Raw genomic sequence first — 22,601 nt, 5'->3', positions numbered from 1 at the left:
CGTTCACCGACGGTGTGGCGCGGGCTGGCACGTTTGTCTTTTTACGTGTGTGTAATTTTATATTTACGACGCTGACAAACTTAAATCGCCGCCAGCGCTATCGCGCGTCAGAGAATAGTGATATGCGCACAGAATTGCACTGATTTCTTGCGAGGCATGACATAAAAGTGTGATGTCATGATCAGCGTCATCCGTACGGCACGGCTTTGTGCTTTTACCGTGGTTTACAGGGGGAAAAACGTCGTTGCCTTTTCCATGTCATACACGCGCGATATGTTCGGGAGGGGGCAAAATAAGGCCATGGTCTCCAAATTGAGTTTGTTGGTTTTTTATTCATTTATTGTGATTTTAAATTCATTAAATAGCAGGTTGAACGGTTCAGCTTTGCCTGATTTGAGTTTCAAAAAAGTTAAAACGAACAGGCTTTAACAAATGGTAATACCACTGAACGATTCGTGCTTTTGCCACAAGATTCTGGGCATTTGTTAAAAACTAAGGTGATTGGTAATTTCGCTCATCGTCTGTATGGACAGAAGGTGAATACTTTGTTACTTTGTGCGTCATGTTTTTAAAATTGGTATTACCAATTGACTCCGCGCTTTTTCGCCGGGAAGAATTCACATGGCCTACAGCAAGATCCGTCAACCTAAACTGTCAGATGTGATTGAACAGCAACTGGAGTTTCTGATCCTTGAGGGAACCTTGCGTCCTGGAGAGAAGCTGCCACCGGAACGCGAACTGGCAAAACAGTTTGATGTATCCCGCCCCTCGCTGCGTGAGGCGATTCAACGGTTGGAAGCCAAAGGTCTACTGTTACGCCGTCAGGGTGGCGGTACCTTTGTTCAGAATAACCTGTGGCAGAGCGTTAGCGACCCGCTGGCGGAGCTGTTAAGTAACCATCCGGAATCCCAGTTCGACCTCCTCGAAACTCGTCATGCCCTTGAAGGGATCGCCGCTTACTATGCCGCCTTGCGTGGCACGGAAGAGGATTTGCAGCGTATCCGTGATTGTCATGCCCTGATTGAAACGGCGCGCGAAGCCGGCGATCTGGAAGGGGAGTCTGAAGCGGTCATGCATTATCAGGTCGCAGTGACGGAAGCGGCGCACAACGTGGTGTTGTTGCACCTGTTGCGTTGTATGGGGCCGATGCTTGAGCAAAACGTCAGGCAGAATTTTGAATTGCTTTATCTGAGTCGCGAAGTTCTGACGCAGGTGAGTAGCCATCGTGCCAGGATCTTTGAAGCGATTGTCGCTCGTGAGCCGGAAAAAGCCCGCGAGGCATCACATCGCCACCTGGCCTTTATTGAGGAAGTATTGCTGGAACTTAACCGGGAACATAGTCGGCGAGAACGCTCGTTGCGCCGGCTCCAGCAGCGCAAGGATTAGGCCGTCGACTGGCGGTCGTTTGCGGCAACAAGACGAAGGGCCTGTCTTCCTGTGCTTTCTCCAACAGGAACAGAGTACAAGAAGACAGGCTCCAGACAAATCAACTGATTAGAAACAGATAAGGAATACACCATGTCAGAACGTTTGAACAATGACGTGGATCCGATCGAAACGCGTGACTGGCTGCAGGCGATCGAATCGGTTATCCGTGAAGAGGGTGTTGAGCGCGCTCAGTTCCTGATTGATCAGGTATTGACTGAAGCACGTAAAGGTGGGGTGAAAGTGGCTGCGGGCAGTGCTGGCAGTAACTACATCAACACCATCGCGGCAGAAGATGAACCCGCGTATCCGGGGAACCTTGATCTGGAGCGTCGTATCCGTTCCGCAATCCGCTGGAATGCGGTGATGACGGTACTGCGCGCATCTAAGAAAGATCTGGAGCTGGGCGGTCATATGGCGTCTTTCCAGTCTTCCGCTACCTTCTATGAAGTGTGCTTCAACCACTTCTTCCGTGCTCGTAACGCACAAGACGGCGGTGACCTGGTGTTCTTCCAGGGGCATATCTCCCCAGGGGTTTATGCGCGCGCCTTCCTGGAAGGTCGTTTGACTGAAGATCAGATGAACAACTTCCGTCAGGAAGTTCACGGTAATGGCCTGTCTTCCTACCCGCATCCGAAGCTGATGCCGGAATTCTGGCAGTTCCCGACCGTATCAATGGGTCTGGGCCCGGTCAACGCGATTTATCAGGCTAAATTCCTGAAGTATCTGAATAACCGCGGTCTTAAAGATACCACCAAACAAACCGTATACGCCTTCCTGGGCGACGGTGAAATGGATGAGCCGGAATCTAAAGGTGCGATTACTATCGCGACCCGTGAGAAACTGGACAACCTGGTGTTTGTCATCAACTGTAACCTGCAGCGTCTGGACGGCCCGGTCACCGGTAACGGCAAGATCATTAACGAACTGGAAGGCATCTTCAGTGGTGCTGGCTGGGAAGTGATCAAGGTTATCTGGGGCGGTCGTTGGGACGAACTGCTGCGTAAAGACACCAGCGGTAAGCTGATTCAACTGATGAACGAAACCGTTGACGGCGATTACCAGACCTTCAAATCCAAAAACGGTGCCTACGTGCGTGAGCACTTCTTCGGTAAATACCCGGAAACCGCTGCACTGGTCAAAGACTGGAGCGATGACGATATCTGGGCACTTAACCGTGGTGGTCACGATCCGAAGAAAGTCTACGCTGCACTGAAAAAAGCACAGGAAACCAAAGGCAAGCCGGTGGTTATTCTGGCTCATACCATCAAAGGTTATGGTATGGGTGATGCGGCTGAAGGCAAGAACATTGCTCACCAGGTCAAGAAAATCAACATGGACGGCGTGCGTTATTTCCGCGACCGTTTCAATGTGCCGGTTGCTGACGCTGATGTTGAAAAACTGCCGTTCATTACCTTCGATAAAAACTCCGAAGAGTACAAATACCTGCACGAACGTCGTCAGGCGCTGGAAGGCTACCTGCCATCCCGTCAGCCGAAATTTGATGAGAAGCTGGACCTGCCGACGCTGGAAGACTTCAGCTCTCTGCTGGAAGAGCAGACCAAAGAAATCTCCACCACCATCGCCTTTGTGCGTGCACTGAACGTGATGCTGAAGAACAAGTCTATCAAAGACAGACTGGTTCCGATCATCGCCGACGAAGCACGTACCTTCGGTATGGAAGGTCTGTTCCGTCAGATCGGTATTTACAGCCCGAATGGTCAGCAGTACACCCCGCAGGACCGCGAACTGGTCGCTTACTATAAAGAAGATCAGAAAGGTCAGATCCTGCAGGAAGGGATCAACGAACTGGGTGCAGGCTCCTCCTGGCTGGCGGCGGCAACGTCTTACAGCACCAATAACCTGCCGATGATCCCGTTCTATATTTACTACTCCATGTTCGGGTTCCAGCGTATCGGCGACCTGTGCTGGGCGGCTGGCGACCAGCAGGCACGTGGCTTCCTGATCGGCGGTACATCCGGTCGTACCACACTGAATGGCGAAGGTTTGCAGCATGAAGACGGTCACAGCCACATCCAGGCACTGACTATTCCGAACTGTATTTCCTACGACCCGTCGTTCGCTTATGAAGTGGCGGTCATCATGCATGACGGTCTGGTTCGTATGTATGGCGACGCGCAGGAAAACATTTACTACTACATCACCACGCTGAACGAAAACTACCACATGCCGGCGATGCCGCAGGGCGCCGAAGAAGGCATCCGCAAAGGTATCTACAAGCTGGAAACCGTGGCGGGCAGCAAAGGCAAAGTTCAGTTGCTGGGTTCCGGTTCTATCCTGCGTCATGTGCGCGAAGCCGCACAGATTTTGGCGAAGGATTACGGCATCGGTTCTGATGTGTACAGCGTTACCTCCTTCACCGAACTGGCCCGCGACGGTCAGGACTGCGAACGTTGGAACATGCTGCACCCGACCGAAGCGCCGCGCGTACCGTACATCGCTCAGGTGATGAACGACGCACCGGCAGTCGCGTCTACCGACTACATGAAACTGTTTGCCGAGCAGGTACGTACCTACGTTCCAGCCAGCGATTATCGCGTACTGGGCACCGATGGTTTCGGCCGTTCCGACAGCCGTGAAAATCTGCGTCACCACTTTGAAGTGGACGCGTCCTACGTGGTCGTTGCTGCACTGGGCGAACTGGCTAAACGCGGTGAAGTTGAAAAATCTGTTGTGGCTGAAGCCATCAAGAAATTCGACATCAACCCTGAAAAAGTTAACCCGCGCGTAGCATAAGAGGGAAAGAGTAATGGCTATCGAAATCAAGGTACCGGATATCGGTGCAGATGAAGTTGAAGTCACCGAAGTGCTGGTCAAAGTGGGTGACAAAGTGGAAGCCGAGCAGTCGCTGATCACCGTTGAAGGTGACAAGGCTTCGATGGAAGTCCCCTCCCCGCAGGCGGGTGTGGTTAAAGAGATTAAAGTGGCGGTAGGCGACAAAGTCGAGACCGGCAAACTGATCATGGTCTTCGAAGCAGAAGGTGCGGCGGCTGCCGCACCGGCTCCGACCGCTGCTGCGCCAGCACCGGCTGCGGCACCTGCCGCTGCCAGCGCGGTGAAAGACGTTGAAGTGCCGGATATCGGCGGCGACGAAGTTGAAGTGACCGAAGTGATGGTGAAAGTCGGCGACACCGTAGCGGCAGAGCAGTCGCTGATTACGGTGGAAGGCGACAAAGCCTCTATGGAAGTCCCGGCGCCGTTCGCAGGTACAGTAAAAGAAATTCGCATCAAGACCGGTGACAAGGTGAAAACCGGCTCACTGATCATGGTGTTTGAGGTGGCGGGTGCAGCGCCTGCTGCTGCTCCGGCACCTGCCGCGAGTGCACCTGCCGCCGCGCCAGCGGTGAGCGGTGGTGCTAAAGACGTCAACGTGCCGGATATCGGTGGCGATGAAGTCGAAGTGACGGAAGTATTGGTCAAAGTCGGTGATAAAGTGGCGGCAGAACAGTCGCTGATCACCGTGGAAGGCGACAAAGCGTCAATGGAAGTTCCGGCACCGTTCGCCGGTACCGTGAAGGAAATCAAGGTTAGCACCGGCAGCAAGGTGAAAACCGGGTCGCTTATCATGGTATTCGAAGTGGAAGGCGCCGCACCGGCTGCGGCTCCTGTAGCGGCGGCCCCGGCTCCGGCCGCGAGTGCACCAGCACCGGCGGCAGCGGCACCCGCTGCGGCGAAAGCTGATAGCAAAGGTGAGTTTGCTGAAAACGACGCCTACATCCATGCCACACCGGTCATTCGTCGTCTGGCGCGTGAGTTCGGCGTCAACCTGGCGAAAGTAAAAGGTACTGGCCGTAAAGGTCGTATCCTGCGCGAAGACGTACAGGCTTATGTGAAAGAAGCCGTGAAACGCGCTGAGTCTGCTCCGGCAGCGGGTGCGACTGGCGGTTCTCTGCCGGGTCTGTTGCCGTGGCCGAAAGTTGATTTCAGCAAGTTTGGTGAAATTGAAGAAGTGGAACTGGGTCGTATCCAGAAAATCTCTGGTGCTAACCTGAGCCGTAACTGGGTGATGATCCCGCATGTTACGCACTTCGATAAAACCGATATCACCGATCTGGAAGCGTTCCGCAAACAGCAGAACGTGGAAGCTGAGAAGCGTAAGCTGGATGTGAAGATCACGCCGGTCGTGTTCATCATGAAAGCGGTTGCCGCTGCGCTTGAGCAGATGCCTCGCTTCAACAGTTCGCTGTCTGAAGACGGCCAACGCCTGACGCTGAAGAAATACATCAACATCGGTGTTGCGGTAGATACGCCGAATGGTCTGGTGGTTCCGGTATTCAAAGATGTGAATAAGAAAGGCATCGTTGAACTGTCTCGCGAACTGATGACCATCTCTAAGAAAGCCCGTGACGGTAAACTGACCGCAGGCGAAATGCAGGGTGGATGCTTTACCATCTCCAGCATCGGCGGCCTCGGCACGACGCATTTCGCGCCGATCGTCAACGCGCCGGAAGTGGCTATTCTGGGTGTGTCTAAGTCCGCCATGGAACCGGTCTGGAATGGTAAAGAGTTTGTTCCGCGTCTGATGATGCCGATCTCTCTGTCCTTCGACCACCGTGTCATTGACGGTGCTGATGGTGCACGCTTCATTACCATCATCAACAACACCTTGTCCGATATTCGCCGTCTGGTGATGTAATCAAAAAAGCCGGCCTGACGGCCGGCTTTTTTCTGATAAGCTGTTATTTGTTACAGCTATCAGTGATTAAGGACAAATCGTTAGTCGCTCGTTGTTTCAAAATTGTTAATGATTTTGTAAACTAGCGCGGCAAAGACACGTCCCGGTGGAAGAGGGCGTTAAGACTCAACAATAATGACGTCACAGACCCGCCGGAAATTCATTAAGAGGTCATGATGAGTACTGAAATTAAAGCTCAGGTGGTGGTACTTGGCGCGGGCCCTGCAGGTTATTCCGCAGCGTTCCGTTGTGCAGATTTGGGTCTGGACACCGTGCTGGTCGAGCGCTATTCCACGCTGGGCGGCGTATGTCTGAATGTAGGCTGTATCCCCTCCAAAGCACTGCTGCATGTAGCGAAAGTTATCGAAGAAGCCAAAGCGCTGGCTGAGCACGGTATCGTGTTTGGCGAACCGCAGACGGATATCAATAAAATTCGCACCTGGAAAGAAAAGGTTATCACTCAACTGACTGGCGGTCTGGCTGGTATGGCGAAAGGCCGTAAAGTCAAAGTCGTCAACGGTTTTGGTAAATTTACCGGCCCGAACACCCTGGTGGTTGAAGGGGAAAACGGCAGCACCACGGTAAATTTCGACAACGCGATTATCGCTGCCGGTTCCCGTCCGATTCAGTTGCCGTTCATTCCGCATGAAGATCCGCGTGTATGGGACTCTACCGATGCGCTGGAACTGAAAACCGTTCCCGGCCGTCTGCTGGTCATGGGCGGCGGTATCATCGGTCTGGAAATGGGTACTGTGTACCACGCGCTGGGTTCACAGATCGACGTAGTGGAAATGTTCGATCAGGTTATCCCTGCTGCGGACAAAGACGTCGTTAAAGTCTTCACCAAACGTATCAGCAAGAAATTCAACCTGATGCTGGAAACCAAGGTGACGGCGGTAGAAGCCAAAGAAGACGGTATCTACGTGTCGATGGAAGGCAAGAACGGCCCGGCAGAACCGCAGCGTTATGACGCGGTACTGGTGGCTATCGGTCGTGTACCGAACGGTAAACTGCTGGATGCTGGTCAGGCTGGTGTTGAAGTTGACGACCGTGGTTTCATCCGCGTTGACAAACAAATGCGTACCAACGTACCGCACATCTACGCTATCGGCGATATCGTCGGTCAGCCGATGCTGGCGCACAAAGGTGTGCATGAAGGTCACGTCGCGGCTGAAGTCATCTCCGGTAAGAAACACTACTTCGATCCGAAAGTGATCCCGTCTATCGCCTACACTGAGCCGGAAGTGGCATGGGTTGGCCTGACCGAAAAAGAAGCGAAAGAAAAAGGCATCAGCTACGAAACCGCCGTGTTCCCGTGGGCCGCATCGGGTCGTGCGATTGCCTCCGACTGCGCTGACGGTATGACCAAACTGATTTTCGACAAAGAAACACACCGTGTGATCGGTGGTGCGATTGTCGGTACCAACGGTGGTGAACTGCTGGGTGAAATCGGTCTGGCTATCGAGATGGGATGTGATGCAGAAGATATCGCACTGACTATCCACGCTCACCCGACGCTGCATGAATCCGTAGGTCTGGCGGCTGAAGTCTTTGAAGGTAGCATCACCGACCTGCCGAACCCGAAAGCCAAGAAGAAATAATTCGTTTCCCCGCAGCCGTGGTTGTGGGGAACAAACGTCTTGTCTGTTCAATGCGAATCCGGCACCTGTTGCCGGATTTTTTTTACCTTCCTCCCAGAATTCTGATCTACTCCTGTCAGCGGTATCTGCTTCATTTACAATCAACTCCACCGAAAAGGAACGATGTTTTATTTTTGGAGGATGATAATGAAAAAATACGGATTACGGCGTACCCTCGGTATTTTGATGTGCTGTCTGGCGAGTGCCCCGCTTATGGCAAACGATCATTCCTATACAACGACGTCGGTAACGGATGACGCCTTGCCCACGTACTACCCGCAACTGAAGCAGCAACTGACTTACCCAGACTCCTGGCTGGCCGGGCATGAGGCGCATTTCAACCAATGGCGAGAGCATGCCCGGCAGCTAGTACGATCACTGCTGCTCACGCCGGATTCTCATCGCGCTTTCGAGCCACAGGTGGTGGACCGTCAGGACCGCGATACCTATGTGGCCGAGAAAGTGGCGTTTAATCTCACCGATGAAAGCCGGGTGGCGGGATTGTTACTGACGCCGAAAACCCCGGGACCACATCCGGCAGTGCTGCTGCTGCATGATCACGGTGCGAAATTTGATATCGGGAAGGAGAAAATGATCCGCCCGTGGGGGGATGACGCGCGTATCGCTTCTGCCAAGGCGTGGGCCGATCGTTACTTTACTGGCCGCTTTGTTGGGGACGAACTGGCCAAACGGGGTTATGTGGTGCTGGCGGTAGATGCGCTGGGGTGGGGAGACCGCGGGCCGCTGAAATACGAACAACAGCAGGCGCTGGCCAGTAATTTTTTTAATCTGGGGCGATCGCTGGCAGGGGATATGGCCTACGAAGATACGCGGTCGCTGGATTTTCTGGCGTCGTTGCGCTCGGTTGACCCGAAACGCGTGGGGGTCGTCGGGTTTTCTATGGGCGCTTACCGTGCCTGGCAACTGGCCGCCTTGTCAGATAAAGCGGCGGCGACAGCGGCTATTGCCTGGATGGGAACCTATGACGGTTTAATGGTACCGGGCAACAATGTGCTGCGCGGTCAGTCTTCTTTCTATATGTTGCATCCGGGGTTACCTGCTCATCTTGATTTCCCTGATGTTGCCAGTATCGCAGCACCGCGTCCGATGCTGTTTTTCAACGGCGGCAAAGATAACTTGTTCCCACAACAGGCGGTACAAGCGGCGTATGAGCGCATGCATCAGGTGTGGCAGTCGCAACATGCTGATGACCGGCTGGAAACCCGCATCTGGCCTGAGTTAGGGCACGTGTTCTATCAGGAGCAACAGGAAGCGGTGTTCCAATGGCTGGATCGCTGGCTGGCACCTGCGCCGGAGCGGCGTTAAGTACCGTGCACCAGCCCGGCTGAATGTCAGGCCAACACAGCGGGAAAGCATCCCACTGTCGGCTATGACAGGAGACGAACCAGCTCAGCCAGCGCGTTGGGGGTGCGTAACTGGCTGTGGCTGAGCACCTCGTCAGCCGCCAGCCACGGCAGCAGGGTGAGTGTCTGGCTCAGCTTGGCAGTGACATCCGTTTTTACCGCAGCGGTTTGCTGCCAGGTGACTCTGGCATGAAAATATGACCCATCGTTCATCTGCATACTGACGTCATGGAAGCGGGCATCGGGGTTCTGTTCATCCGGCGGTGCGCTCAGGTCTGCCTGACGTGATACTTTGCTTGCCAGTGCGGCAATGCGCGGGTCGACCGGGCTTTCGGTAAAACGCTCCAGTCGCAACTGGCCTTCCAGTAGTGCGGCGGCAATCACGTACTCCAGGCTAAAGCGGCCTTCGACGCCGGTGGTGGCCTGCCGGATAAACGGTGCCGCGTCGCCACCCGGTGGGAACCGCACCGTAATACGTTGAATGGCGTCGGGCAGGTCGTCGGGGGCGTGCCCATCCTGCGCGACCCACTGTTCCCGCAGGATAAATGCTGCTTCCGCCGCACTGTGGGTACCGCCACAGGTGGGGTAACGCTTAAAGGTCAGCCCGGGTGACACCAGTCGCCAGGGGGCTCCCCAGTGCGCGGTCAACGCGTCATCGTGGTGTTGGCCGTCGCCGTGGGCTGCGAGAAACGCCTCCAGCACGGTATCGGGGTTGCCGTGGAATCCCGCCAGTGCCAGTTGCGTGGCACTTAACCCGGCACGCGCGGCCAGCCCGGCATGCAGCGGCTTCATCGCGGAGCCGAACTGCGCACGCAGTCCGGCGGCTTGTGACGCTGCCAGTCCCAGCGCGTTAGCAGTTTGATCCGGTGTTGCGCCCATCAGTCGGCAGCTTGCCGCCGCAGCCGCAATGGCACCCAGCGTCGCCGTATTATGGTAGCCCTGACTGTAGTGGCGTGGCCCTGCCGCTAGCCCCAACCGCCCGGCTGTTTCTACACCGATAGCGTAGGCGGTAAGGAAATGCGCCTGCGTGAATGTCGGGTGTTCACCCACCAGAGCCAGCAAGGCAGGCAGAATAACGGTGCTGGGATGACCACGAAACCCGGAGTGAAAATCGTCAAAATCCAGCGCATGACCTGCATAGCCCAGCAGCAGGCTTCGGCTCTGGCTATCGTTGCCGGGGTAGACCGATGTTAACGGCGCAAGCCCGCTGTCTGCGACCGCCCCCTGCCAAACCGGCAGTGCGCAGGCGAGAAAATCCATGACGCCTTCGCGGGCGAGATCGATAACGGTAGTATCCGGTTGAGTGGTGACGAGCAGGTGCGCCAACCGGGCGGTAATACGGGAATGGGCTGACATGGCGATATCTGTGCTGTGACGTAAATGTGAAGAAAGACAATGCCGCGAATGACGCGCGAAGCATAGCAATTTTTTCTGCTTTTAATGGCGATTATCCGTTATATCGGGGCGGTAATAGTGGGTGTGGTATTCGGCGGCAATGGCGAATATTCTTTTTATTATCCTTATCGTTTCTATGGGCTAAGCGGTGGTTGATTTTGCCGCCAACTGCTATGCTGGCCTCAAGGGAGGAGGCTTGGCTTATGTCGTTTAACGCCCCCATCCTTGAGAAAGCAGTACAGGTATAAAAAGCAGTACAGGTATAAATGTTGCCTTAATGTAAACGAATTAACAAACGGTTCAAACTCTGATATGTTGAACGGGCTGGACCGGGCACTCTGACCTTACCTATCCATACGCTGACAATCAGCCTAAAGCTGGAACTGAGCGCCAGGCATAATTAGACAATGAGAGCGAGGAGAACGTCGTGCTAGAAGATTATCGCAAGCACGTAGCCGAGCGGGCTGCACAAGGGATCGTCCCCAAACCGCTAGAGGCTTCGCAAATGGCGGCACTGGTGGAATTGCTGAAAACCCCCCCCGCCGGAGAAGAAGAGTTTTTAGTCGACCTGTTAGTCAATCGTGTTCCGCCGGGTGTTGATGAGGCGGCCTACGTCAAAGCCGGTTTCCTGGCTGCCATCACCAAAGGTGAGACGGTTTCTCCCTTGGTTACCCCGGAAAAAGCGACTGAGCTGCTGGGTACCATGCAAGGCGGCTACAATATTCATCCGTTGATCGATGCGCTGGATAACCCCGCCCTGGCACCGGTTGCCGCCAAAGCCCTATCCCACACCCTGCTGATGTTCGATAATTTCTACGACGTGGAAGAAAAAGCCAAAGCTGGCAATGCCCACGCGCAGCAGGTTGTCAAATCCTGGGCTGAAGCCGAGTGGTTCCTGTCCCGTCCGCAACTGGCGGAAAAAATTACCGTGACGGTATTCAAGGTCACTGGTGAAACCAATACCGATGATTTGTCTCCGGCGCAGGACGCTTGGTCACGCCCGGATATTCCGCTGCATGCGCTGGCCATGTTGAAAAATGCCCGTGATGGCATCGAGCCGGATCAGCCGGGTGCGGTCGGCCCAATCAAGCAAATCGAAGCACTGAACAAGAAAGGCTTCCCGTTGGCGTATGTCGGCGACGTCGTCGGTACCGGTTCTTCCCGTAAATCCGCCACCAACTCGGTGCTGTGGTTCATGGGTGACGATATCCCGAACGTGCCGAACAAGCGTAGCGGTGGCGTGGTGCTGGGTGGCAAGATTGCGCCGATTTTCTTCAACACCATGGAAGATGCTGGGGCACTGCCGATTGAGGTCGACGTCACCAAGCTGAACATGGGTGATGTGATTGATGTTTATCCGTACAAGGGTGAAATCCGTCATCACGATAGCAATGAGCTGCTGGCCAGCTTTGAACTGAAAACCGATGTGCTGCTGGACGAAGTTCGTGCGGGCGGTCGTATTCCGCTGATCATTGGTCGCGGTCTGACCAGCAAAGCGCGTGAATCGCTTGGTTTGCCGCACAGCGACGTATTCCGTCATGCTAAAGATGTGGCGGCGAGCAGTCGTGGCTTCTCGCTGGCGCAGAAGATGGTTGGCCGTGCCTGCGGTGTAGCCGGTATTCGTCCGGGCGCTTACTGCGAACCGAAGATGACCTCGGTGGGCTCTCAGGATACGACCGGGCCGATGACCCGTGACGAACTGAAAGACCTGGCTTGTCTGGGCTTCTCGGCTGATCTGGTGATGCAGTCTTTCTGTCACACGGCGGCCTATCCGAAGCCGGTTGACGTGAATACTCACCACACCCTGCCGGACTTCATCATGAACCGTGGCGGCGTGTCGCTGCGCCCGGGTGATGGTGTTATCCACTCCTGGTTAAACCGCATGCTGTTGCCGGATACCGTCGGCACCGGCGGTGACTCTCACACCCGTTTCCCGATTGGTATCTCCTTCCCGGCAGGCTCTGGTCTGGTGGCGTTTGCCGCTGCGACCGGTGTGATGCCGCTGGATATGCCGGAATCAGTGCTGGTGCGTTTCAAAGGTCAGATGCAGCCGGGGATTACCCTGCGTGATCTGGTCCATGCGATCCCGTATTACGCTATCCAGCAGGGGCTGCTGACCGTTGAGAAGAAAGGTAAGAAAAACATCTTCTCCGGTCGCATTCTGGAAATCGAAGGGTTGCCGGATCTGAAAGTCGAGCAGGCATTCGAACTGACTGATGCCTCGGCAGAGCGCTCGGCAGCGGGCTGTACCATTAAGCTCAACAAAGAGCCGATCATCGAGTACCTGAACTCCAACATCGTTCTGCTCAAGTGGATGATTGCCGAAGGTTATGGTGATCGCCGCACGCTGGAACGCCGTATTCAGGGCATGGAAAAATGGCTGGCGGATCCGCAGTTGCTGGAAGCCGATGCCGATGCAGAATATGCCGCGGTTATCGACATCGATCTGAACGAGATCAAAGAGCCGATCCTGTGTGCGCCGAACGATCCGGATGATGCGCGTCTGCTGTCCACCGTGCAGGGCGACAAAATCGATGAAGTGTTTATCGGTTCTTGTATGACCAACATCGGCCACTTCCGTGCTGCCGGTAAACTGTTGGATCAGAATAAAGGGTCATTGCCGACTCGTCTGTGGGTGGCTCCGCCGACCCGTATGGACGCTGCACAGTTGACCGAGGAAGGCTATTACAGCGTCTTCGGTAAGAGTGGTGCACGCGTCGAAATCCCGGGCTGTTCACTGTGCATGGGTAACCAGGCGCGTGTGGCAGACGGTTCGACGGTGGTGTCGACCTCTACCCGTAACTTCCCGAACCGTCTGGGCACGGGGGCCAATGTCTATCTGGCCTCGGCAGAGCTGGCGGCGATAGCGGCGCTGCTGGGTCGTATTCCGACACCGGATGAGTACCAGCAGTATATGGCGCAGGTGGACAAAACCGCAGACGACACTTACCGTTATCTGAATTTTGACCAGTTGCAGCAGTACACCAACAAAGCGGATAAGGTGATCTTCCAGACTGCTGTATAAACCGCTATAGTTTATTGTAATAACAGGAAGGGAGGCCGAAAGGTCTCCCTTTTTTTACTGTTGTGGCACGCGATAGCGAATCAGGCAGAGGAGAACGATCATGGATTATGAGTTTTTGCGTGATGTCACCGGGCAGGTGGTGGTCCGGATGTCGATGGGCCATGAAGCAGTAGGGCACTGGCTTAATGAGGAAGTTAAGGGTCAGCAGGCCGTGTTGGATGAAGTGGAGGCGGCGGTGCGTGAACTTTCCGGCAGCGAGCGCCAGTGGGAACGAGCCGGTCATGAATACACGCTGCTGCTGGACAGTGAAGAGGTGATGGTGCGCGCTAACCAACTGGCGTTTGAAACCGACGAGCTGGAAGAGGGCATGAGTTATTACGATGAAGAAAGCCTGTCGCTCTGCGGTCTGGAGGACTTTCTGGAATTGCTGGAGAAATACCGGACGTTTGTCGACAAGGGGTGATGTTGACGGTCGATAACGAATGATGTATTTCACGCCATACTGCATGCCTCAGAGGCAGGGACGCTGCTTGTGTGTTTGTATTCGCATTCCCCCAATTGTTCGCCAGGACCACGGTACCCATCGCTTATCGATGTTGAAAGGTTATGCTGACAAGCAACGTTGAAAAGCCATATTAAAAACCCACATTGAAAACCGACGTAGGCTCTGTAACCTGAAATATGACGGATATATAGCAATTGTCTCCAATTGTATTAATAGTGCGAGCCGATGCTTTTCCCTATCGATTATGATGCCAGTTTGACTTAGTATGAAACACAAATACGGCAGTCACTAAAACAGACAGTAACCACTTATCCAGACAGGTTATTTTATTTGCCATTTTGGCGTTGGGCAGTGTTCGGCATCCGCACGAATTGGTGTGTGTGGGTTTCGTTTACGCTACCCAGATTTACATGAGCTGCGTCGATAATATTTATTGGCATAGATTCTATACCCCAAATAATTCGAGTTGCAGTCAACACACCTACAACTTGAAGTATGAAAGGTATATATAGTTAAGTTGGCATCGGGGGACACATGAAAAATACCATGACGGTAAAACGACAAATTGTAGTGGGTTTTATTATTCCTATATTAGTCAGTGTAGTATTGGGTATTTCAGGTTTGATAACCATTCGCCACATCAGCAATATATTAACCGAAGTGAATGATGAAAATAGCGTTAAGCAATTCTATGCGGTGAATTTGCGTGGTAGTGTTCACGACCGCTCGATTGCTGTTCGGGACTTATTGATTGCCGACAAGCAAGAGCTTTCAGTGATTATCAATAATATCAATAAACTGGCGGATATTTACCAACAGTCGGATGTGAAGCTCGACGCGATGTTGAACCAGTTGGCGATATCTGGTCACGAAAAAACCTTATACCAAAATATACAAAATTCGAATAATAAGACCAGCGCAATCATTGCCCGATTAATTGCATTGCAAAATGCGGGCAATATCGACGCTGCGCGTACTCTCTTGCTGAGTGAAGGTCGCGGTGCATTTGTACAGTGGCTGGCGGATGTGAATGCGTTTATTAATTATGAGGCGGAACAGAATAATCAGTTGACGCATACCGCCAGAGAAACAGCAAGGTATTTTAGCGTGGCAATGCCGATTGTTTTAATCGTCGCCCTATTACTGGGGGCGCTGGCGATGTTTGCGACCCGCCGCCGCATTTTTCAGGCACTGGGTGCCGAACCGGCTGTATTACTGACGATGACCCGTGCGATTGCCTCCGGTAATTTAACCGAGAAAACCCTCATTAATGATAAGCAGCAACACAGTGTCATGGCAGCGATTGAAACCATGCGCCAGTCATTAATTAATATTGTCGCTAATGTGTCGACGCATGCTGAAGGGGTGACGGTTGCCAGTGAAAATATCAGCAAAAGCAGCGTAGCGTTGTCGCAGCGTACCGATATGCAGGTGTCGGCGTTGCAGCAAACTTCGGCAGCGATGGGGCAGGTGTCCGAGTCGGTGAAAGACAATGCCGCCAGCGCCAGACAGGCCAGTCAGTTATCTGAAAATGCGGCCAGCGAAACGCATCAGGGTAATCAGCTGGTGAGTAAAATCGTGGATACGATGGAGAACATCAAGCGGCATTCGGACAGCATTTCGTCTATCACCAAAGTGATCGAGGATATCGCCTTCCAGACCAATATTCTGGCGATTAATGCGGCGGTAGAGGCGGCGCGAGCGGGGGAAGTAGGGCGCGGTTTCTCGGTGGTGGCGGCTGAAATTCGCACCCTGTCGCAGAAAACCACGGCATCGGCGCATCAGATAAAGCACCTGATCGATGCATCATCCGAGAAAATTGGCGAGGGCTACAGTGAAATCAGCCAGGCCTCTGAAGTGATGCAGAAAATTAATCAGGCGGTTGATTTGTCGAGCGAGTTTATCAGGAAGATTGCGGATACCTCGGCGGAGCAGTCCATCGCAACGCAGGAAATTGCCCGGTCGCTGGCTGAGATGGAGCGCACAACGCAACAGAATGCTGCGATGGTTGAGCAAACCACGACAGATACCGCCTATCTGGAAACGCATTCGCAGGAACTGAAGCAGTCCGTCAGTCGCTTTACGATTGCCGATTCGATGACCGCCAGCGCGATGACTGTTGATTCAATGATGATCAGCAAAACGCCGCGACTGGCATTGAGCGTCGCCAGCCGTTGAATGCTTGAATGGATGAATGGATGAATGGATGAATGGATGAATGGATGAATGGCTGAGTGAATCGGCCTGAGCTCCCGGCCACACGGCGTAGCGCGGTGTGGCCGGGTTAGCACTGACTGGCGTAACGGCGTTATAACGAGGCACCGCCGCATATAACCAGTTGTTGTCCGGTGATGGCGGCTGCGGCGGGGGACAATAGGTATGCCACCAGATCGGCCACTTCCTGCGGTTGAATAAACCGGCCAATGGGCGGCAGTTTCGGCGGTGAACTTTGTCTTCCCGGCTGGTTGAGCATCGGTGTTTCGGTGGCTCCCGGTGCCACGATATTCACCGTGATGCCGCGTGGGGCCAGTTCGGCCGCCCAGCTTCGCACCATGCCGATCATCGCCGATTTGGTGGCGACGTACTGGCTACGTCCGGCAGCACCACTGGAGGTCCGGCTACCCAGCAGGATGATGCGCCCGCCTTGCGGCAGTTTGTTCACCAGTCTGTCGGCTAGCACTTCCGCCACCTGAATATGCAGCTTCCACAACTGCTCGCTGTCGGCGTAGGACAAGGTGCCCAGTGTCGCCGCTTTCATCACCCCGGCGGCGTGGATCACTGCGTCGACAGCGGGCAGGCTGTCCAGCAGGGCACAGAGCGCAGGCGTATCGGTGATATCCAGTGGACAATGCCTGAAATTCGGGTGCTGATGCGCGCCCGGTTGACGTGACAGACCGATGACTTTCCAGCCTGCCGCCAGCAAGGTGGCGGTAATGGCGGCACCGATACCGGAGCTGCTACCGGTAATCACCGCCTGTTTCTGTGCTGACATACGCTTTACCCCTGTGTGTTCAGTTGTTCAACCGGTATCTTAAACACCGCTTTTTTCACTGGGGCTGGCTGGTCGTTGATGGCGCACAGCGCCTGATGGGGCTCACCCGGATAGAAGGTGACGAAATCCCCGGCGGCCAGTCGAATGGCGTGCGGTACCTGCGACTGTTCCAGAATAAACAGGTCCGGTTTGCGTTCGGTGGCGGCGCGATCACTGGCGTCGTTCAGGTCGTAGCCGATGATCTCTTCCCCTGCCAGAATTAGTTGAATATCGAGAAAACGGCGATGGAATTCGGTATGACGTTCGGCTTTCGGTGCGGTGGATACCGTGCCGATAGAATAGAACCAGTCCACGTTATCCGGCTGGTATTTCCCTTCCGGCAGCGCGTTTAGCTGCGCAAGCGTGAAGCCGGAAAGAATGCGCCACAGTGGTTCGGGCAAGGTGGCCAGTGACAGATGATTCAGATTACCTGCGATCATAAGTGGTTCCTTAGCAAGTAGACGGGAAACGGCGAAAGCCCCTCCCTGTAAGAGGGAGGGGAGACCGGGTTAACCTTTGACCCACTCTTCGCTGACGCAGACGTATTTAATCGCCTGGCGGAAGTAGGTAAACGCGATGTGCAGTTTGCCGTCTGGCCCCTGTTTAATGCTGGGGTAGGAGAACTCGCGGTTACGTTTATCCGTCGAGTTATTGGTCATGCAGTAACCGTCACCCACTTCCAGATTGCGCTGCCACGGCCAGGTTTTCCCACCGTCTTCAGAAATCGCCAGCGTCATCGGCGCACGTGGCGCGCCCCAGAAGGCGCTACGTCCGGTGGCGATTTCCGGCATTTTGGCATCGCTCTCTTCTTCGTCTTCGATTTCGTCATACAACGACAGGCGACGTTCGGTTGCGCCGTCGGCATTCATGGCGTTGAACACCAGCGCCAGGTGGCCGTTGTCCAGTGTGGTCACCTGAATCGACGAGTTGTTGTTTGGCAGGTCTGTCGCCTCTGGCTCCGACCAGGTTTCCCCGCCGTCGGTCGAGTGGCTGCGGTAGATGAAATCGGCCCAGCGGCTACGGAACAGCGCCAGTAAGGTGCCGTCTTTGAGCAGGGTGATGTTCATGTGTACGCAGCCGGTGCTGTTCGGCACCACCGACTCACGCCAGGTTTGCCCGCGATCGCTGGAGATTTTCACCGCGCTGATATCATCGTTGCCGACCCATTTTTCACCCGGCTGGATGCGGCAGTAGAACACCGGCAGCAACCAGTCGCCGTTGGGCAGCACGGTAATCGGCTGGCGGATAAAGGTGCCGGGTTGTTCCAGCAGTACGCCAATTTCACCCCAGGTGTAGCCCTGATCCTGTGACTGGCGATAACGCACGATGGCGGTATCCTGATTGCCAGATTTCTGCGCGGTGTACAGTAACCACAGTATGCCGTCCGGTGCCAGAAACAGCACCGGGTTCTGTTCGGAACGGGTCGGGTCGTCGGAGAGTTTGACGGCAGGCGTCCATTGGTTGCTCCCGTTGACCAGTCGTGACAGGTAAATCGAGATGTCAGACACCCCTTCCTGGGTGCCGCCGAACCAGACGCACAGCACATCGCCGTTAGGCAGATGCAGCAGGTTAGACGCATGGTTCTGCGGACATTCTGACGGAATGTACGCGTCAAGACGTTGGTTGTCAGCGTCAGCCGGGCGGACCAGGCCGTCGCGTTCGATGGTAATGGTTTCGGTCGTTTCGGTCGTCATGACTACTTAGGCTCCAGAATGAGGTACGGATGGTTCAACTTTCTGTCCGGCTTTGGCGGCTTTGTTGGGGATCAGACGGTCAATCGCCATCACCACAGCCGGTGTTGCCAGTGCAATGTACATGTTGTCGATGCCGAACGGGTTACCCATGATGTACCAGACTGAGGTGACGACACAGGACAGAATCAGGCCGGCGTTGACGCCACGCGAACTGCTAAAGAACGGCAGGTAGAAGGCGACCATCGCCACCACGGAAATCGACAGGCGAATGGCACGGGTAAAGAACGACAGTTTCAGTACTTCCGGCACCAGCAGCACGAATACCAACGGCAGGAAGCCGATGATCAGCGAGAACACGCGGGTCATCTTGAATTCTTTTTCCGGTGTCGGTTTGCAGTACGGCACGTAGAAATCTTTTACGATCAGCGAGGCAATCGCCAGTGCAACCGTACTCACGCTGATAAAGATGGAGGCGACCAGCGAGGTGGTGACGAGCCCTGCCAGCCACGGATTCATGTCCTGCAGGAAGATGGGCAACGCATACAGGCTCTTGATTTCCGGGTGTACGAATTTGGCGGCGACACCGATGATGGCAATCGCGATGGCGATCGGCATACAGAACAGGAACGCAATCCAGGTCGCCCGTTTGGCGGATTTCTCATCTTTGGTGGACGCGATAGCCTGAATCACAAACTGGGTACAGAAAATGGAGCCGATGGTACCGATAAGCCATGCGCCAATGGTGCTGGCACCGATATTGCCGTCCCAGGTCCAGTAGAATTCTGGCATCTTCTCGACCATCGGCGTGATGCCGCCGGTCATTTTCAGTGCCACGAACAGAATGACCATCACCCCGATGTATTTCATGCCGCTGTGGATCAGTGTGACGTAGGCAACGCCTTTGATGCCACCGAAGTAGAAATAGAAGGTACTGACGATAGCGGTGATGAGTGCCGCCACCGGCAGGCTGACTTTCAGCACGGTGGAGATAGCCGCGGCGCCGCTGACGTAGTTACCTACGTTAACCAGCAACAGCGCGTAGATCATGATGATGGAGATAATGTTCTTGGTGGTGTTGCCATAACGTTCGGCGATAGCACCGGAAATGGTGATTTTCCCGGTGTTATAGATCTTCTTCACCAGAATCATGCCAAACAGCAGGAAGCCGATAGCCGCGCCAATCACCGACCAGGAGGCCGCGATACCACTCTCAAAGGCGGCCTGTGAGGTACCGACGGTTGATTTGGCACCGATAAATTCGGTCATCAGCAGGATACCGACGATGAAGGCCGGCAGTGCGCGTGAGCCTTCCATGAACTCCGAGTTGGAGTTACTGCGCAGGCGCAGGGTCAGCAAGGAGGTAAGGGCAATGTAGACGACAATTATCCCGACGATGATAAGTGTGTCTGTCAGATCAAAATGGTTCATGGTTTTCGATCCTGTACGAGTAAGGGTAGGTTCTCATTCACTGTGAGAACGGTTTAATAATGGTGCGAATTGTCTCTTCGTCTTGTGCTGAGAACGCAATCGGGTAGCGGCTCACCCCGACGTCCTGCCCCATCAGTACCAGCGCTTTTTTCACCACCGCAGGTGAGAACGCTACCGCGTACAGCGTTTTACGCAGTTCACTCACCTGCTCCTGCGCCTGACGGGAACCGTCAATATCGCCAGCATGGAAGCGGTGCCAGATTTCGCTGATGGCCTGTGGCGCGACGTTGGCCAGGCCGGAAATACAGGCGGAGCAACCGTCGACAAACCCCTGATGAATCAGCGAATCCGGGCCATTGAGCACGTCGCAGTTCGGCATATCTTTCACGGCTTTCAGGAAACCGCTCAGGCTTTCGTAACTACCGGCGCTGTCCTTGATGCCAATAATGTTCGGGTGCTCGGCCAGCACGCGCACCGTTTCCGGTTGCAGCGTATTGCCGGTACGGGCCGGAATGTTGTACATGAACACCGGTACCGGCAGTGCGTCCGCCACCGCGCGGTAGTGGTCTATCAGTTCGCTTTGTTTGAGCGGTACGAAATACGGCGTGATGACGGAAACGGCATCCACGCCCAGTGCGGCGATGCGCTTGCCGAGCTTGATGGTTTCACGGGTAGAGATTTCACCGATGTGTGCCACAACCGGTACTTTTCCGGCGGCTTCGTCCACGCAGGTTTCGGTGACGGCCACTTTCTCATCGGTGTGAAGCACAAAGAATTCACCGTTGGTGCCGTTACAGAAAATTCCGTTGCCATAGCGCATCTGGCGTTGAACCTGCTGGCGCATGGCGGTGGGGCTGAATTCCCCCTGATGGTCAAAAGGCGTGACGATCGCCGTCAGTACGCCTGTAATCGCTTTAGTCATCGTTATTGTTCCTCGGTCTTTTTCATTATCCAGAGCGACGTTTTTAGAACGGTTGTCGTTAAATACGGATGTCGTTAAAACGGATACGGTTGATGCACTCACTTATAAATTTTTTAAAACAACAGGTTAGGTTGTTCGTTAAAACAGCGTTGAATAAATGGCGTGGACATCCTGCGCCGTCACGGTAGTCGGGACATTCTTCATCAGTCGCTGTACCTGCAAGGCGGATTCCACCAGATACGGCAGGTGATCCGGGCTAATACCCAACTGTTGCAGCGACGACGGCAGATTCAGTCGTTTCACCAGCGCGGTGAAGTAATCCACCAGTGCGGCGGCTTTCTGTTCAGTGGAAAGCGACAGGTCGGCGTCTGGCAGCAGGTCATAAGCCTGCGCGAATTTTTCCGCCGCCGCGTGCTGGACGAAGCGCATGCACGGTGCCAGCAGAATGGCGTTCGCTACCCCATGAGGAATGTGGTACTTGCCGCCCAGCGGGTAAGACATGGCGTGGACCAGATGAGTGCCGGAGTGGGCGATAGACGCACCGCCGTAATAGGACGCCCACAGCATGTTCAGGCGCGCTTCCAGATTAGAAGGTTCGTTCACCGCGGTTTCGATGTTGGCGAACAGTTTCTTCATGCCGATTAAGGCATAGTTGTCGGCCACCGGGTTGGCGATGGTGGCGGTAAAGCATTCGATCAGGTGACAGAGCGCATCAATGCCGGTTGAGGCAGCAATGTGCGCTGGCATGCTGGTGGTCAGTTCAGGTATCAGCGCCACATAATCCGGCAGCATTACCGGGGTGATGATCCCGACTTTGGTTTCTTTTTCCGGAATGGCCAGAATGGCGTTTGGCGTGGCTTCGGAACCGGTGCCTGCTGTTGTTGGGATCAGCAACGAGGTGGTGCGCCGTGTCGGTTTGCGACCTTCCAGCAGGCTATTGAGCGTGATGCCTTCTTCGCCGGCGCACAGCAGCGACAGCAGTTTGGCAACGTCCAGTACGCTACCGCCCCCGACACCGATCACCAGATCAGGCTGGGTGGCAGGCAATTGTTGCAAGACTGCCGCCACATCGTGCTGGCTGGGTTCGGCTGGCACGTTATCAATCAGGGAAAGGTGCGGCACGCTGTCCTTCAGTTGTGCGATCAGAGTCTGAACCCCGGCCAGTCCCACGATGTTCTTGTCCGTCACCAACAGTACGTGCTGCCTGCCGCGCAGGAGGTAGCCCAGATCCTGGAGTGCCTGATAACCGCTGATGAGGGTGCTGTTGATATTCATACTGGTACCTTGTCTTTTTGCTGTGACTTCAGCTGGATAGGTCTGATTTTTTTCAATCATATTTCTATGCTGTGATGGAAAAAAATCGTTTTACTCGCATTGTGTGGGGTAATTTATAGGTGAAATTGGTTTTTAATAATTTGATGTTGCTCACATATAATCAATCATGATTCAATATAATCATTTTCAGGTAATCGAACT

15 protein-coding genes are annotated in these 22,601 nt (G+C 54.4%); 8 read left to right on the top strand and 7 right to left on the bottom strand.

The genetic code is table 11. The features are described from left to right. Positions 1 to 621 precede the first annotated feature (621 nt). The 5 genes from pdhR to DZE2538_RS16440 all read left to right on the top strand — a co-directional run bounded on the left by pdhR (position 622) and on the right by DZE2538_RS16440 (position 9,087). Positions 622 to 1,386, top strand: a complete 765-nt coding sequence (gene pdhR / locus DZE2538_RS16460) for a pyruvate dehydrogenase complex transcriptional repressor PdhR (protein ID WP_019843409.1) — start codon at positions 622 to 624, stop codon at positions 1,384 to 1,386. 132 nt (positions 1,387 to 1,518) lie between these two features. After that, positions 1,519 to 4,182: a pyruvate dehydrogenase (acetyl-transferring), homodimeric type gene (aceE, locus tag DZE2538_RS16455; protein ID WP_023640751.1), complete on the top strand. Its 2,664-nt coding sequence runs from the start codon at positions 1,519 to 1,521 to the stop codon at positions 4,180 to 4,182. Positions 4,183 to 4,195: 13 nt separating this feature from the next. Further along, the gene (gene aceF, locus DZE2538_RS16450; protein ID WP_023640750.1) at positions 4,196 to 6,082 is read left to right on the top strand and encodes a pyruvate dehydrogenase complex dihydrolipoyllysine-residue acetyltransferase; all 1,887 of its coding nucleotides are present in this window, start codon (positions 4,196 to 4,198) and stop codon (positions 6,080 to 6,082) included. Between the two features lie 215 nt (positions 6,083 to 6,297). Then, positions 6,298 to 7,722, top strand: a complete 1,425-nt coding sequence (gene lpdA / locus DZE2538_RS16445) for a dihydrolipoyl dehydrogenase (RefSeq protein ID WP_012886138.1) — start codon at positions 6,298 to 6,300, stop codon at positions 7,720 to 7,722. 186 nt (positions 7,723 to 7,908) lie between these two features. Continuing rightward, entirely contained in the window at positions 7,909 to 9,087 is a 1,179-nt protein-coding gene (locus DZE2538_RS16440; RefSeq protein WP_038916815.1) for a dienelactone hydrolase family protein, read from the top strand. 62 nt (positions 9,088 to 9,149) lie between these two features. Here DZE2538_RS16440 and DZE2538_RS16435 read toward each other — a convergent pair whose 3' ends face one another. Further along, positions 9,150 to 10,481 (bottom strand): MmgE/PrpD family protein, encoded by a 1,332-nt coding sequence (locus DZE2538_RS16435; RefSeq protein ID WP_038916814.1) that lies wholly within the window; start codon positions 10,479 to 10,481, stop codon positions 9,150 to 9,152. 466 nt (positions 10,482 to 10,947) lie between these two features. Here DZE2538_RS16435 and acnB point away from each other — a divergent pair, with 466 nt between their 5' ends. From acnB to DZE2538_RS16420, 3 genes are all read left to right on the top strand, one after another. Continuing rightward, on the top strand, positions 10,948 to 13,545 hold the full coding sequence (gene acnB / locus DZE2538_RS16430; protein WP_023640747.1) for a bifunctional aconitate hydratase 2/2-methylisocitrate dehydratase: 2,598 nt from the start codon (positions 10,948 to 10,950) through the stop codon (positions 13,543 to 13,545). Positions 13,546 to 13,645: 100 nt separating this feature from the next. Beyond that, entirely contained in the window at positions 13,646 to 14,008 is a 363-nt protein-coding gene (yacL, locus tag DZE2538_RS16425; RefSeq protein ID WP_019843414.1) for a protein YacL, read from the top strand. A 576-nt stretch (positions 14,009 to 14,584) separates the two neighbouring features. Beyond that, positions 14,585 to 16,228 (top strand): methyl-accepting chemotaxis protein, encoded by a 1,644-nt coding sequence (locus DZE2538_RS16420; RefSeq protein ID WP_038916813.1) that lies wholly within the window; start codon positions 14,585 to 14,587, stop codon positions 16,226 to 16,228. Between the two features lie 130 nt (positions 16,229 to 16,358). On the opposite strand, the gene DZE2538_RS16415 is transcribed toward DZE2538_RS16420, so the two are convergent. From DZE2538_RS16415 to DZE2538_RS16390, 6 genes are all read right to left on the bottom strand, one after another. Then, positions 16,359 to 17,042: an SDR family NAD(P)-dependent oxidoreductase gene (locus DZE2538_RS16415; RefSeq protein ID WP_038914614.1), complete on the bottom strand. Its 684-nt coding sequence runs from the start codon at positions 17,040 to 17,042 to the stop codon at positions 16,359 to 16,361. A 5-nt stretch (positions 17,043 to 17,047) separates the two neighbouring features. Beyond that, entirely contained in the window at positions 17,048 to 17,521 is a 474-nt protein-coding gene (locus tag DZE2538_RS16410) for a NanQ anomerase/TabA/YiaL family protein (RefSeq protein ID WP_012886131.1), read from the bottom strand. Between the two features lie 69 nt (positions 17,522 to 17,590). Continuing rightward, positions 17,591 to 18,775: a sialidase family protein gene (locus tag DZE2538_RS16405; RefSeq protein ID WP_019843418.1), complete on the bottom strand. Its 1,185-nt coding sequence runs from the start codon at positions 18,773 to 18,775 to the stop codon at positions 17,591 to 17,593. A 6-nt stretch (positions 18,776 to 18,781) separates the two neighbouring features. Further along, positions 18,782 to 20,203, bottom strand: coding sequence for a sodium:solute symporter family protein (locus tag DZE2538_RS16400; RefSeq protein WP_023640742.1), 1,422 nt, complete (start codon positions 20,201 to 20,203; stop codon positions 18,782 to 18,784). A gap of 37 nt (positions 20,204 to 20,240) precedes the next feature. Next, positions 20,241 to 21,125, bottom strand: a complete 885-nt coding sequence (locus DZE2538_RS16395; protein WP_038916812.1) for a dihydrodipicolinate synthase family protein — start codon at positions 21,123 to 21,125, stop codon at positions 20,241 to 20,243. Positions 21,126 to 21,263: 138 nt separating this feature from the next. Further along, positions 21,264 to 22,400: an iron-containing alcohol dehydrogenase gene (locus DZE2538_RS16390; protein WP_038916811.1), complete on the bottom strand. Its 1,137-nt coding sequence runs from the start codon at positions 22,398 to 22,400 to the stop codon at positions 21,264 to 21,266. Positions 22,401 to 22,601 lie beyond the last annotated feature (201 nt).

Source organism: Dickeya zeae NCPPB 2538, assembly GCF_000406165.1.
GTDB lineage: Bacteria > Pseudomonadota > Gammaproteobacteria > Enterobacterales > Enterobacteriaceae > Dickeya > Dickeya zeae.
This window is presented reverse-complemented; position numbering and strand designations above follow the sequence as displayed.

Coding starts and splice junctions, on each gene's coding strand:
- pdhR (WP_019843409.1), top strand. CDS start 622: ATGGCCTACAGCAAGATCCGTCAACCTAAACTGTCAGATGTGATTGAA.
- aceE (WP_023640751.1), top strand. CDS start 1,519: ATGTCAGAACGTTTGAACAATGACGTGGATCCGATCGAAACGCGTGAC.
- aceF (WP_023640750.1), top strand. CDS start 4,196: ATGGCTATCGAAATCAAGGTACCGGATATCGGTGCAGATGAAGTTGAA.
- lpdA (WP_012886138.1), top strand. CDS start 6,298: ATGAGTACTGAAATTAAAGCTCAGGTGGTGGTACTTGGCGCGGGCCCT.
- DZE2538_RS16440 (WP_038916815.1), top strand. CDS start 7,909: ATGAAAAAATACGGATTACGGCGTACCCTCGGTATTTTGATGTGCTGT.
- DZE2538_RS16435 (WP_038916814.1), bottom strand. CDS start 10,481: ATGTCAGCCCATTCCCGTATTACCGCCCGGTTGGCGCACCTGCTCGTC.
- yacL (WP_019843414.1), top strand. CDS start 13,646: ATGGATTATGAGTTTTTGCGTGATGTCACCGGGCAGGTGGTGGTCCGG.
- DZE2538_RS16420 (WP_038916813.1), top strand. CDS start 14,585: ATGAAAAATACCATGACGGTAAAACGACAAATTGTAGTGGGTTTTATT.
- DZE2538_RS16415 (WP_038914614.1), bottom strand. CDS start 17,042: ATGTCAGCACAGAAACAGGCGGTGATTACCGGTAGCAGCTCCGGTATC.
- DZE2538_RS16410 (WP_012886131.1), bottom strand. CDS start 17,521: ATGATCGCAGGTAATCTGAATCATCTGTCACTGGCCACCTTGCCCGAA.
- DZE2538_RS16405 (WP_019843418.1), bottom strand. CDS start 18,775: ATGACGACCGAAACGACCGAAACCATTACCATCGAACGCGACGGCCTG.
- DZE2538_RS16400 (WP_023640742.1), bottom strand. CDS start 20,203: ATGAACCATTTTGATCTGACAGACACACTTATCATCGTCGGGATAATT.
- DZE2538_RS16395 (WP_038916812.1), bottom strand. CDS start 21,125: ATGACTAAAGCGATTACAGGCGTACTGACGGCGATCGTCACGCCTTTT.
- DZE2538_RS16390 (WP_038916811.1), bottom strand. CDS start 22,400: ATGAATATCAACAGCACCCTCATCAGCGGTTATCAGGCACTCCAGGAT.